Annotated in this window: 12 protein-coding genes and 1 tRNA gene; 9 read left to right on the forward strand and 4 right to left on the reverse strand. The window is 49.4% G+C overall.

Annotated features, from left to right (window positions below; translation table 11 throughout):
• Positions 1-6: 6 nt before the first annotated feature.
• From B7990_RS13590 to B7990_RS13600, 3 genes are read left to right on the forward strand one after another with little or no spacing between them, the layout of a single operon-like run.
• Positions 7-1,185, forward strand: coding sequence for a polysaccharide biosynthesis/export family protein (locus tag B7990_RS13590; protein ID WP_088641427.1), 1,179 nt, complete (start codon positions 7-9; stop codon positions 1,183-1,185).
• 3 nt (positions 1,186-1,188) lie between these two features.
• Positions 1,189-2,388 (forward strand): lipopolysaccharide biosynthesis protein, encoded by a 1,200-nt coding sequence (locus B7990_RS13595; RefSeq protein ID WP_088641428.1) that lies wholly within the window; start codon positions 1,189-1,191, stop codon positions 2,386-2,388.
• A gap of 3 nt (positions 2,389-2,391) precedes the next feature.
• Positions 2,392-3,747 carry an O-antigen polymerase gene (locus tag B7990_RS13600; protein ID WP_088641429.1) on the forward strand — a complete coding sequence of 452 codons (1,356 nt, stop codon included), beginning with the start codon at positions 2,392-2,394 and terminating at the stop codon, positions 3,745-3,747.
• Here B7990_RS13600 and B7990_RS13605 read toward each other — a convergent pair.
• Positions 3,691-4,920 carry an oligosaccharide flippase family protein gene (locus B7990_RS13605; RefSeq protein WP_088641430.1) on the reverse strand — a complete coding sequence of 410 codons (1,230 nt, stop codon included), beginning with the start codon at positions 4,918-4,920 and terminating at the stop codon, positions 3,691-3,693. The two genes, B7990_RS13600 and B7990_RS13605, sit on opposite strands and share 57 nt — an antisense overlap.
• A 66-nt stretch (positions 4,921-4,986) precedes the next feature.
• Here B7990_RS13605 and B7990_RS13610 point away from each other — a divergent pair.
• The 5 genes from B7990_RS13610 (at position 4,987) to lon (ending at position 10,670) form a co-directional block, all read left to right on the forward strand.
• Positions 4,987-5,066 (forward strand) — tRNA-Leu (locus B7990_RS13610).
• 45 nt (positions 5,067-5,111) lie between these two features.
• Positions 5,112-6,371: a trigger factor gene (tig, locus tag B7990_RS13615; protein ID WP_088641431.1), complete on the forward strand. Its 1,260-nt coding sequence runs from the start codon at positions 5,112-5,114 to the stop codon at positions 6,369-6,371.
• Positions 6,372-6,383: 12 nt separating this feature from the next.
• Complete coding sequence (locus tag B7990_RS13620; RefSeq protein WP_088630022.1) at positions 6,384-6,974, forward strand: ATP-dependent Clp protease proteolytic subunit; 591 nt, start codon at positions 6,384-6,386, stop codon at positions 6,972-6,974.
• Positions 6,974-8,227 (forward strand): ATP-dependent Clp protease ATP-binding subunit ClpX, encoded by a 1,254-nt coding sequence (gene clpX / locus B7990_RS13625; protein WP_088641432.1) that lies wholly within the window; start codon positions 6,974-6,976, stop codon positions 8,225-8,227. Before B7990_RS13620 ends, clpX begins: the two co-directional genes overlap by 1 nt.
• Positions 8,228-8,318: 91 nt before the next feature.
• On the forward strand, positions 8,319-10,670 hold the full coding sequence (lon, locus tag B7990_RS13630) for an endopeptidase La (protein ID WP_088641433.1): 2,352 nt from the start codon (positions 8,319-8,321) through the stop codon (positions 10,668-10,670).
• Positions 10,671-10,710: 40 nt separating this feature from the next.
• Here lon and B7990_RS13635 read toward each other — a convergent pair whose 3' ends face one another.
• Complete coding sequence (locus tag B7990_RS13635) at positions 10,711-10,932, reverse strand: hypothetical protein (protein WP_073442676.1); 222 nt, start codon at positions 10,930-10,932, stop codon at positions 10,711-10,713.
• Positions 10,922-11,377, reverse strand: coding sequence for a type II toxin-antitoxin system VapC family toxin (locus tag B7990_RS13640; RefSeq protein ID WP_088641434.1), 456 nt, complete (start codon positions 11,375-11,377; stop codon positions 10,922-10,924). The genes B7990_RS13635 and B7990_RS13640 overlap by 11 nt, the downstream gene beginning before the upstream one ends.
• A 281-nt stretch (positions 11,378-11,658) precedes the next feature.
• Here B7990_RS13640 and B7990_RS13645 point away from each other — a divergent pair, with 281 nt between their 5' ends.
• A complete protein-coding gene (locus tag B7990_RS13645; RefSeq protein WP_088641435.1) occupies positions 11,659-12,450 on the forward strand; it encodes a YggS family pyridoxal phosphate-dependent enzyme in 792 nt (263 codons plus the stop codon).
• Between the two features lie 188 nt (positions 12,451-12,638).
• On the opposite strand, the gene B7990_RS13650 is transcribed toward B7990_RS13645, so the two are convergent.
• Positions 12,639-13,130, reverse strand: a complete 492-nt coding sequence (locus B7990_RS13650; protein WP_088641436.1) for a hypothetical protein — start codon at positions 13,128-13,130, stop codon at positions 12,639-12,641.
• Positions 13,131-13,217 lie beyond the last annotated feature (87 nt).

The following is a 13,217-nucleotide window of genomic DNA, read 5'->3' on the forward strand; positions in this document are numbered from 1 at the left end:
TGTAATATGCGATCTTTTATTGTCTGCATCCTCTTGATGTGCGCGTGTGTCTTTGCTTCGGAATCCATGTTTGGCAATTCCAGCAATGGCAGAAATGTCATGTTCGATGACGGTCCTTCTATGCGCGGTGCTGCATCGCTTTCGCCGGCGTTTGCAGAAATGGCGGTCGATTCCAATTACGTGCTCGGTCCGGGTGATTTTTTGGACTTGATGCTCGAGGACAAGTATCTCTCTGTTCAGATTTACCCGGACGGAAGGGTGGCTGTTGAAGAATGCGGTTCTGTTGTCGTGGGCGGAAAGACCTTTGCCGAAGCCCAGAGACTTATTCTGGACCTGGTTTCTAAGCGCTACAAGCGTGAGTTCTGCTTTGTGCAGCTTGCGGCCCTTAAAAGGTTCCGTGTGAATGTTATGGGCGCTGTAGCTGCTGTTGGACAGCATGTCGTCGATCCCCAGAACAGGCTTACCTTCTTTATCCGCACTATTGGCGGACTCTTGCCGAATGCAAACAAGGAAGATATCCAGATTATTCGCGGCAAGGATACGATCCATGTGAACTACAATAACATGACGACAAACGGTAATTTTGATGATGACATTATGCTCGAGCAGGGCGACAAGATCTTTGTTCCTTTTATCCCGATGGGTGATAATGTTACCTTGGTTTTCCCCGGATATAGGACCAGTGTCGCTTACCGTTCCGATAGGACGCTCCAGGATTACTTCGACCTTGCGGGTGCAAATAGAATGCATAACTATGGCTACAAGGCCGTGTGTGTACGTGAACCGGACAAGGAACCCCGTTGGATTACTCTTAACGAAATGAGCAGTACGACGGTTGAACCCAATACCGAAGTTGAATTCTTTATCAAGGAATTGTTTGTGTACCTGAGCGGTGCCGTGAATTTCCTCGGACGCTATACTTACAATCCGACATGGCATGCTATCGATTACATTTCGTCAGGCGGCATGAATACGATAACGGGCAACTGGGGACAGGTTAAGGTCTGGCGCGGTGAAAAGCCGAAGGCCATTTCCATCAACGTGGCTACGGATCAGATTCTGCCGGGCGATGTTATTGAAATTCCGAAGAGCCATTACGAGTCGTTCAAGGACTTTACCTTGTTCATGGCGTCACTCTTAAGTGTGGTCTCGTCTGCGTTCATCATTTACGTCAATTACAAGTAGTTTATGGAAAAACAGGAATCTACAGGTTTTATCGAATTTTGCCTTCGAGTCGTCAATAGCGACCTGAAGCATTTCAAGTTTTTTTCTTGGTTTGTGACTATCCCGACCATAGTCGCTTTTGTCTTGGTCATGTGGGTTATTGAGCCTAGGTACGCAGCGACTGCGGTTGTTACTCCGCCTGCATCGACTCAGCCCATGTCGGGGGCGCTCAGTGGCCTGATTGGCGGGACTGGAATGAGTTCCCTTCTCGGGATTTCCATGGATAACGAGGATGCGAATGTTGTATGGACCATCCTCAATTCCTGGGAACTGCACGACAAGGTTATCGAACAGTTCAACCTCGCAAAGCACTACAAGTTCAAGGGCAAGTTCCATGCGGACTTGCTGAAGGAGTTCCGCAAGAATTTCGGCTTGAACTACAACAAGGAGGACATGTTCTTCCTCTATTACAGGGACACGGATCCGAAACGCGCTGTGCAGGTTATAGAATTCATGCTTGAAAAAGCGGATTCTGCCTTTAACTCGTTTAAGACGAATCAGGCTCGCCAGTCCAGAGAATATTTCCAGACGCGCTTGGATTCTTGCGAACATGTTCTGGATTCTGTGCTGAATTCGTTTGTCGACTTCCAGGTGAGGAACAATGTTTATGAGCCGTCGGTCCAGCTCGGGGCGACGATTAAGTATTTGAGCGAGTTGCAGGCCATGCGCGAAGAGATGGGCATGGAAATGGACTTTGAAAAGCTCGACCGCGGCGAGAATAGCAGGCGTTACCAGGAACTCCAGAAGCGTGTCAAGGGAATGAACTTGGCGCTTGGCAGTGCGCTCAAGGGCAAGCATAGCAACATCGGCATGATCGAGCTTAAGAAGACTCCTGAGCTTTACGCGGAGTACCTGAGGCGCGAGTCTGAGATCCGTATCCAGGAAACTTTGTACAAGCTGCTCCGCCAGCAGAGCGAACAGATGCGCCTGGAAGAAGCCAAGATGCTCAAGAACCTCCATGTGCTTGAACCGCCTTGGGAAAACAACAAGAAGATCTACCCGCTTAGGGCTGTCACCTTGGTCTTTGTATTCCTGGTGGCCTGCATTATTGCGACGATTATTTGCAACTTGCTCGACTATCTGGAAATCGAATCTAAGCGCGGGACTTCTGTATCCCGTGAATGGAATGCTTTTAGGGCTTACTTCCAAAAGAAAAAGGTCTAGTTTGTGTTTGCATGGGTGAGTGAATATCCGGTCAGTTCCGCCCTTTTTCTGGTAGTCATTTTTTGCCTATTTCAGTCATGGTGGTTCAAGAAGGATTTCTTTAGCCCGTTAAATGTCTACTGCTTTACACAGTGCATTACGCTTGCCATTTCGTATTTCCAGATCGATAGGGCAATGTCGGATTTTCATTTGTACACATGGGGCGTATGGCTTTTTGGCATGCTTTCGTTTGCTGGAGGCTGTATTGTAGCTAGGCTCCATGCGAAGTCAAAGGCGATCCCGGTTCAGGTGCATCCCGCGGTGTGCGCAAGACAGTATAACTGGACGTACCACTTGCTTTTGTCTTTTGTGGTGTTCCTTGTCTTTCTGGTTGGCGTCTATGGGCTTTACCAGAAGGTTGGGGATCTCATCATTTTTACGCAGAATCCGGCAAAGTGGATGACGAAGTATGTGGATTACGGTTACTATTCGCTGTTGTTTAATAGCGGGCCGCTGTGCGTACTTCTTTTTGGCGTCGCGTCTTTCAAGAAGTTCAACAATGTCGCATGGGTGCGCCATGTTTCGTTTGTGATGGTGTTTGTGACGATTGTTGTAAATCTGCTTGCCTATCCGAATAGGACTTCGCTGTTTTTTAATGTCGGCTTTTTCCTCATCTTTATAAATTATTTGTACAAACGAATATCGCCAATAATAATTGCCTCCCTGCTTGTCTTTGCAATCATAGCGTTTATCTCGATAGGCAGCATTCGCGACCAGTACGGCGGTGGTTCAGTCGAGGGGAAGGCTTTGGATGTGGTTGTTGAACTGCCTTACAAGTATTTGGCGAACAATTACTGGAACTTGGACTATGTGCTGAATCCGATGAACGATCAGGAAATACATCCGCATACCTATGGGATAGATTTCTTTAGCGGCTTATTTGAATATGCAAAGTTGACGACATCGTTCAGGAACAGTTTCCGTTGGGACAATGCCTTTAACGATAGAATCCAGAAGGTTCAGGGCTTTAATACGGTGAACTACCTCTGGGATGTCTATAAGGATTTCCATTTGTTCGGTGTTATGCTCTTGCCGTTTCTGTGCGGGCTTGGCCTGACGGTACTGCATTTGCGTCTATGCAGACCATTTACTCCGCGCCAGATCCTGATGTACACTTACTTCATCTACTTTGTCGGATGGTGGTTCTTTACGTCGGGATACAAGCAGGGAATCTATTGCATCTGGGGCATGGTTATTTTTGTCGTCTCAACAATTTGTACAGAACAGCGGTGTGTGCAGGACGACAAATCGGAAAAATCCAGCCTAGCGGAGCCTGTGGTTCTTGATAAAGTAAATGAGCAGGAAGAGGCTCAGGCATAGGTCTCCGGTGAGGGTAAGCGCCGGAATGTAGTCGGCTTTTAGAATCCTTGCGCCGCCAATGCATACCGCAATATTGACGATGCCGCCGACGGTAATCATTGCGCCATAGAGCCAGGTGCGCTTTTCCTTGAGAAGTGTTGAAATCATTCCCATGCGGGTTGCCTGCAATATCAGGGAGCATGCTAAAATGCGAAGGCAGAAGCAGCTTGTGTCCAGTGCTTCGCTTGTCCATGGGGCTGCAAAGAAGATGATGCGGAGCGTGTACTGCGGCAGTAGCCAGAAGGGTGTCGTTGCGCCAATGATGAATAGGGTGAAGACGACCTGATCGCGCAGGCTAAGGATGCGGCTGTCGGTCTGGTGCAGCGTGATGAGGCTTGACGAGATGAAGTGCACCATGAGTCCTGAGGCGAGAATGACGAGCTTGTGTGAAAAGCTGTACGCCCCTAAAAATTCTGGTGTTGCAAAGTGCGCGACGGTGTAAAGGCCGGCGGGCAGGTAGGCAAAGCTTGCTATGCTCGAAATAGCGTAGGGGCATGATGACTTGAACATCAGCTTGAAGAACTGGAACGTGTGAACGCCGATGCTGAAAATTTTTAAGGTGAACGCCTGACCAACGCCGAAGCCGAAAGCGGGGAGGGCTGCAATGACCATCGAAAGGGCTATTGCCGGGAGGGAATCTACTTTGAAGCACCAGAGCGCAATACCCATGATGGTGGTGTAGGAGAGCGTGTGGAGAACCTTTGAAATCAAAAGCTTTTTCCAGAAGTTCCCGCAGATGAAATACCAGTCGAAATAGGAGTGCTGGAAGAGGAGTCCGAGCACAAGCACCAGTTCGGCCTCGAAAACGGCGCTCCCTCTACGTACGGTAAAGGCGAATATGACCATCGCAAGAGCGGTTATGGCTGTCATGAAGAGCCTGAGCTGGAGTACGTTGATGAACAGTCGGCCCTGGGTCGCGCGTTTGCCGAAATAGGCGAGAATGAGTGTTGCCATGCCGAAGTCGGCGAGTGCACTGAAAATGGTGAAGTCGCTTTGCAGGATTCCGAAGGATCCGAACTTTACGATTCCAAGGTTATTGGCGATGAGATTTTGGACAATAACCGAAACACCCTGGATGAGGATGTTGACCAGGGATATAAAAACACCGATTTTAATGTTCTTTAGTGCTTGCAATGTGCCATAAAATAGATGTTTATGCTCCTTATGTCTTTAAGATTTTGTATCTTTGGTCTTGAAATCGCGAGAGTGGCGGAATTGGCAGACGCGCCAGACTTAGGATCTGGTACTTCGGTGTGTGGGTTCGACTCCCACCCCTCGCAGTTCTTTTTTTATCACCTTTTTAACAACCGTTTATCGGAGTAAATATGTCCGCTGAAATCAAAGAAACAAGCGCCACCGTGCGCACCCTTGAAATTTCGATCCCGCAGGGTGATCTCAAGGCACCGTTCGAAAAGAAGCTTTCCCAGTACAAGAAGCAGGTCGCCTTGAAGGGCTTCCGCCAGGGTCAAGTTCCGAAGTCCATGATCCTGAAGCAGTTTGGACCCTCCATCCGTCACGAAGCGGTTGATGAAGTCGTGAACACGATTGTTCAGGATTCTCTTAAGAAGGCTAACATCATTCCGGTTGGCAAGATGGTTGTGAAGGAATTCAACGATGACGAAAAGAACGACATCACACTGAAGGTCGAAGTCGAAGTTGATCCGGAAATCGATATCAAGGGCTACGCTGACACGGGCATCACCGTTCCGGCTACCGCCGTCCACGAAGAAGAAGTTCAGGCCGAATTCGACCGCCTCATGCAGATGTGGAGCAAGGACGAACACGTTGACCGCGAAGCCAAGAAGGGCGACGTTGTCGTTGGCGACTATATCGAAGTTGTTATTGATGGTGAAAAGCAGGAACTCCCGGAAAACAAGGAATTCCGCTCCCTCCTCGGCGAATCCGCAAGTCCTGGATTCGATGAAGGCCTCATGGGTTCTAAGGCCGGCGACAAGAAGGAAATCAACTTCAAGTATCCGGATGACCACAAGGACGAACGCTACCGCGGCAAGACCGCTCAGTTCAACGTCGAAATCAAGGACGTTCGCGAAATCGTTCCGCCGACTTTGGACGAAGAATTCTGCAAGCAGATTGGCGTGAAGGACGAAGCTGACTTGAGAAACAACCTCGCCGAAAGCCTCGCTGCTCAGAAGAAGGACGCTGCCAAGAACAAGTCCATCAACGAAGCTATCGACAAGCTCATCGAAGCTAACCCGTTCGAAGTGCCGAAGGCTCGTATCTACGACCTCATCAAGTGGACCTTGAACCGCAATGCCCAGAGCGAAAAGGACGTTGTCGAACCGACCGAAGAACAGATAAACGAACTCTCCGGCGAAGCAACCCGCGAAATCAAGAAGCACCGCATCCTCGAATTCGTTGCCACGAAGGAAAAGATCAAGCCGACTCAGGCTGCCGTTGATGAACGCCTCCAGCAGATGGCTAACGCTTACCACGTGGAATTCGAAAACTTGAAGAACCACTTCCGCCAGTCTGGCCGCATCAACCAGCTGCGCGACGAACTTCGCTTCCAGATGGCTGCTGACTTCATCGTCGGTATCCGCCCGGCTGCAGAAGAAACAAAGTAATAAGAGGAATAAATGATCATCCCTACCGTCATTGAAACTACCGGGCGCGGCGAACGCGCTTACGATATCTATTCCAGACTCCTCAAGGAACGTATCATTTTTTTGGGCACTCCGATTAACGACGAAGTGGCGAACAACGTCATGGCCCAGCTGATTTTCCTTGAATACGAGAATCCGGAAAAGGATATCACGCTGTATATCAACAGCCCGGGTGGTTACGTGTCGGCAGGGCTTGCCATTTATGATACCATGCAGCACGTACGCCCGAATATCGCTACGATCTGCATTGGTAGTTGTGCTTCGATGGCCGCCGTGCTCCTTGCTGCAGGGACGAAGGGCAAGCGCTATGCGCTCCCGCATTCCCGCATCATGTTGCACCAGCCGTCGGGTGCTGCTACTGGACAATCTACAGATATTCAGATTACCGCCAAGGAAATTATCCGCACGAAGGATACCCTTACCGAAATTGTCGCGAAGCATACCGGAAAGCCGGTCGAAGAAGTCCGCGAGAAGACGGACCGCGACTTTTACATGAGCCCGGAAGAAGCAAAGGCCTTTGGCGTCATCGATGAAATTTTTGTGCCGCGTAAAGAGGGTATTTAATGTATCGTAGTGGCAAGAACCACCCGGCTGTAAGTTGCAGTTTTTGCGGAAAGCCGGCAGAACAAGTCGAAAAGATGATCACCGGTGCCGGTGCGTATATTTGCAGTGATTGCATACGCATGTGCAGCCGCATTCTTGAAGAAGACTTGGCTCGTACGAAACAGGAACAGGAAGCGAAGGAAATTTCTTCGAAGCCGCTCCCGCTCCCGACCGAAATCAAGGCGCACCTGGACGATTTTGTCATTGGACAGGACCGTGCAAAGATGGCGCTCTCTGTGGCGGTTTACAACCATTATAAACGCTTGCGTTACAAGCAGACGCACAAGTCCAAGGACGATGTCGATGTCGAAAAGTCGAACTTGCTCTTGGTCGGCCCGACTGGTTCGGGTAAGACGCTCTTGGCGCAGACGATGGCCCGCTTTTTGGACGTGCCGTTCACGATCGCCGATGCGACGGTCTTGACCGAAGCAGGTTACGTGGGCGAAGACGTCGATAGCATTATCGTGCGCTTGTTGCAGGCTGCCGATTATGATGTGGCCAAAGCTGAACGCGGCATTATCTTTATCGATGAAATCGACAAGATTGCTCGTAAGACCGCTAACCCCTCCATCACGCGTGACGTGAGCGGTGAAGGTGTGCAGCAGGGCCTCTTGAAGCTTTTGGAAGGTACGGTTGCGTCCGTGCCTCCGAAGGGTGGCCGTAAGCATCCGGAACAGCCGCTTGTGCAGGTGAACACGAGAAACATCCTGTTCATTTGCGGTGGCGCCTTTGAAACCTTGGACAAGATTATTTCCCAGCGCGTGAACCAGGGTGGCATGGGCTTTGGTGCCGATATCCACACGGCAAGCGAAAACAGCTTGAGCGAACTCTTCAAGCAGCTCGAACCGGAAGACTTGATCAAGTTCGGCCTTATCCCGGAAATTGTCGGTCGTTTGCCGATTGCCGTTGCGCTCGAAGAACTCGACGAGACGGCTCTCCTCAACATCTTGACGAAACCGAAGAACGCTCTCGTGAAACAGTACAAGAGCTTGTTTGCAATGGACAACATCAAGCTCGAATTCGAAGACGAAGCCCTCAAGGAAATCGTCCGCGAGACAATGACCCGCAAGACGGGTGCTCGTGGCCTCCGTTCCGTGATGGAACGTGTGCTGCAGCAGGCGATGTTCAAGATGCCTGGCTCTGGCGAAAAGAAGTTCACCGTGACCGTCGAAATGGTGAAGGAAGGCCTCAAGCATAACAAGAAAAAGTCTTAGTTGCTGCTTGTGCCGCAAATTTTAGCAGTTGCCGAAAAACGGTGACTGCTTTTTTGTTCCCTCACCTTTCAAAATACTATCTTTGTAGTATATGGCTTTTGACTTTAATAAAACGTACCCGTTGCTCCCTCTGAGGGACGCTGTTGTATTTCCGCTGACGACTAGACGCATTTTGGTGGGCCGCGAGATGTCGCTCCGCGCCCTGGAATTTGCCGAGAATCATAACAACGAAATTATCCTGGTTGCACAGAAGAACGTGGAACAGGAAACGCTCGACAACCCGATGCTCGACCTTTACTCGGTGGGCGTGGTTGCCCGCGTGGCGAATGTGACGCCGTTCCCGAATGGCTGCGTGAAGGTCGTGCTGGAAGGCGATTCCATAGTGGTTCTTCGTTCGATTGCCTTGCGTGACGGATTTTTGCAGGTGATGGTTTCGCCGAGGGAACATTTTATCAAGGCCGAAGACAAGAGCGAAAAGTTTGAAGACGTGCTGAACATGTTCCGCGAATATGCCATGCACAGGAACATTGCTGATGGCATGGTCGAAGCGCTCTTTACGATGGATAGCCACATCAACGCGTTTTACGGGATGATCCCGTTCCTCTCGATTTCGCTTTCCGAGAAGCAGGCGCTTTTGGAACTCGAAACGATTGATGCTCTTGCGGAACGTTTGATCAGCCTGATGCAGGTTGCGCAGGAAAACGAGAACGTGATGATTCGCGTTCAGCAGAATGTACGCCAGAAGATGGCCCAGCAGCAGAAGGAATGGTTTATCTCGGAGCAGATTCGCCAGTTGCAGGATGAGCTGGATGGCGAAAATGGCGGTGCATCAGAACCGGACCAGTTGCTCAAGAAAATCAAGGCCAAGAAGTTTAGCCAGGCGATTGAAGAAAAGCTCGAAGAAGAAATCGGGCGCATGCGCATGATGCAGCCGACTTCCCCGGAATACGCGGTGAGCCGCAATTACGTGGACTGGTTCCTCTCGCTCCCGTATGGCGTTTACACTGATACCGTTTTGAACATGAAGAAGGTGAAGGCGGAACTCGATTCCAAGCACTTTGGCCTCGACAAGGTCAAGGAACGCATCATGGAATACGTGGCCGTGCTGAAGCTTACCGGTACGGAACGTCGTGCTCCGATCCTTTGCCTTGTGGGTCCTCCGGGCGTTGGCAAGACGACTCTCGTGGAATCGATTGCAACAGCGATGCAACGTAACTTTGTCCGCATTACGCTTGGTGGCGTACGTGACGAAGCTGAAATCCGTGGTCACCGCCGCACTTACATTGGTGCGATGCCTGGCCGATTCATTCACGCTTTGCGCCGTGCAAAGTGCATGAACCCGGTGATTTTGCTTGATGAAATCGACAAGATGGCAAGCGATTTTAGAGGCGACCCTGCAAGCGCCATGCTTGAAGTTTTGGACCCGGAACAGAATCACGACTTTACTGACCACTTCATGGAAGTGGGTCTCGACCTCTCCCGTGTGCTCTTTATTGCGACGGCAAACAGCGAAGGCGAAATCCCGGAAGCTCTGCGCGACCGTATGGAAGTGGTGCGTCTGCCGGGCTACTATCCGCATGAGAAGTTGCAGATTGCGGGCAAGTACTTGCTCCCGCGCATTTGTGAACGCACGGGCGTGAAGCTTGGCGAACAGGTGAGCTTTAGCGACGAGATGATTAACGCTGTGATGCGCGGCTGGACTCGCGAAGCGGGCGTTCGTGAACTCGAACGCGTGCTTGAAAGTGCTGTGCGCCATCGTGCAAAAGACATTGTGATGGGCAAGAAGATCAAGCCGGAAGTGACGGCGAAGGTGCTTCAGGATTACCTCGGTGCTCCGAGATTCTTGGACAACCAGCTGCCGGAACCGGGCCGCCCGGGTGTTGTGACGGGCCTTGCCTGGACAAGTGTCGGTGGCGAAATTTTGCCTATTGAATGCATGCTCTTGAGCGGCAAGGGCCAGCTGATTTTGACGGGTAAGCTTGGCGACGTGATGAAGGAATCGGCGCAGATTGCCGTTTCGCTTGTTCGTGAACGCTTGCAGCGCTTTGGCATTGACCCCGCGATTGTGCGTAAGACGGATATCCATATTCACGTGCCGGAAGGTGCCGTGCCGAAGGATGGACCTTCTGCAGGTATCGCGCTGACGCTCTGCCTCTTGAGTGCATTTACGAAGCAGCCGATTTCACCGGATATCGCGTTTACGGGTGAAGTGAGCCTTACGGGCGCCTGCCTCCCGATTGGCGGCTTGAACGAAAAGGCGCTTGCAGCACTTGCTGCTGGTGTGAAGACGCTCCACTTGCCGGAAGGCAACAAGAAGGACGTGGCTGAACTCCCGGAACCGGCAAAGAAGGGCCTCAAGATTTACCCGCACAAGCACATTGATGAAATCGTGAAGATTTTGTTCAAAATGCCGAAGGCGGCGAAAACCGCGAAGAAAGCGTAATTAAAAGTGCCCGCCACAGTGATGTGCGCGGGCCTTTTTGCTATTTCCCTTTTTCTTTGGCGTAGGCAGAAGCCTTGTCAACAAAGGTTTGCAGATCCATTTTGTCGAAATGTTCACGTTGCCATTTGGTATAGTCAAATCGTTCTCTTTGGACCGCTGCTATAAAATACTCAGTGTCAACGACCCCAAGTTCACGGATGAGGCATTCCATTCCTCTGGAAAGCAATTCGATTGTTGCTGGTGGAGTGATTTCAGTTATCATTTTCAGCACCTCCGCTTATTAGATTAAGGAACTCTATGGGGTTGATCAATTTTATTGAATTACTTTTATATTTAAGCATCCGCTTGTCCGTACTTAAAAGATAATCACAATTCATTAATTCTGCACAGGCAATGTGACAAGCGTCTTTCATTTTTACCCCTGTTGTCATGATTTTCTTGGCATTTATGGCGATTACATCTGATTTGTCGCTTCCTACATAATCGAAAACATTATCATTCAAAAATTTTGTTATAGCAGATTTTCTGTCTGTGTACGGATTACAAGAATTTTCGTAATCAAGAATAAATGATGAAGCCAATTGCAATTTTTGTGCTTTTGCAAGAGATTGTATTTGCATTTTAGCTTGTGCTTCAATGGAAATGGTCAAATGGCTTTGGTCGTCATAAGGCCGGTTGTAGCAGCAGTTGTCTAGATATATTTTCATATCCTTTAGATTATATAGTTGATTAAATTGAATCGGAGTGTCGATTCATCTAGCAAACGATATAGCAAAGGATTTAGGAAAAGATATAAGAAAGGATATAGCAAAATCCAGTATGTTGATACTGGTACTTTGTAATTTATAAAATCTTTTTGAGAAGAGTAGTATATTAACTGGCGAATAAATTTTTTAATATTAGGCCGAAAAGGATTTATTATCTTTTAACTGAAAAACATAATCACTAATCACTGTCTACTTCCAACTTCCTACTGTCTACTAAAATTATGGAATTCACACTTGATGAAATGCGCGAGCACCTTGCAGCTCTCGAAGCAAGGATTGGCGAGGCTTGCAAGATTGCGGGCCGCAGCCGTGAATCGGTTAAGCTTGTGTGGGTGAGCAAGTTCCACCCGGCAGAAGCTGTGGAAAATGCGATTGCTTTAGGTGCGACGGACTTTGGCGAGAACCGTGTACAAGAAGCGGAACTCAAGTTCTCTGAACCGCGTACGGCAAAGGACGGAAGCCGTGTACGTTGCCATGTGATTGGCCCTGTGCAAAGTAACAAGCTCAAGAAGGCGGCGCTTGTGGCCGACTGCATCCATTCCATTGCAAGCATTGAAGCGGTGGAAAAGCTTGAAAAGGTCTGTGCGGCAGCTGCAAATGGTCAGGGAAAAATTCTCGACATTTTATTCCAGGTGAACGCGGGCGAAGAAGAAACGAAGAGCGGCTTGGACGTTCACGAGGCCGAAGCTTTCTTGAACGATCTTGCGGCAAAAGCGGGTGCCGCAGTGGATGGCAAGAGCGAAAACTTCCCGCATTTGCGTTTCCGCGGCCTCATGACGATAGGCAAGAATACGGGTGTTCCTGAAGACAGTCGCGAATGCTTTGCGTTCTTGCGTGGATTGCGCGACAAGTTCCTTGCGAAAGGTGGCGCCTTTGCAAAGTTCGATCAGCTTTCGATGGGCATGACGCTTGATTTGGAAGTCGCCATCGAAGAAGGCTCTACGATGATTCGCGTGGGGACGGCGCTCTTTGGCGAACGCGATTACAGCAAGCCGGTGAACGATCCTGTATAATCTACGCTGTCATGCCCGCCGCTGTGCGGGCATCACCGTTTTGTTGTTGAAAGGGAGATTCCCGCTTTCGCGGGAATGACAGAGTGTACTAATTTATACTTCAATTTCCATGCCGGTGTGCATTTGTTCGACTTTGTCGCCGAGCACATCGTGCAAAATCTCGTAGGCCCCGCAAGGGGCTTTTCTTTTTAGAAATTGAAAGCGAGGGCGATGCCGCCTTGCTCGGTTGGGACGATTCCCATGCTGAATGAGCCGTTGCCTAAGATGTCACCCTTGTAATTGTTGTAAATCTCCACCGCTTTATCTTTTTTAGAGTTGCCGATGCGTTCGACGATTAATGCGGCAACGATGATTACTCCACCAGCAAGTATTTTCATTTTATAGCTGTTGGGTGCTTGATAGCCGGAACCTTCTGCAATTCCATAGCCTAATAGGAATCCACCACCGAATGCCACTCCCCACGAAATATATCTCATCGTATTTCCTGTGTTCCATTTGCTGATGGCTTCTGGAACATTGGCAAGTTCTCTTTCGAAAATATCGCTATTGACTTCTTGACCGTCAATGGTATAATCGGTTGTAAAAAAGCCTCTATCCATGGTTAGCGTGTGTTTTGGGGCCTGTGCAAAGGAAAGAGTGGCGGTGCAGAGGACTAATAAAACTGCGAAAAGATTTTTCATTTATAATACCTTGTTGAAAGACAATCTATATTAAATGATAAATTAGAATAAATAAAAGAATGAATTAGCCTTTTCCTGGAATAATCA

It is taken from the genome of Fibrobacter sp. UWB4, assembly GCF_002210345.1.
GTDB lineage: Bacteria > Fibrobacterota > Fibrobacteria > Fibrobacterales > Fibrobacteraceae > Fibrobacter.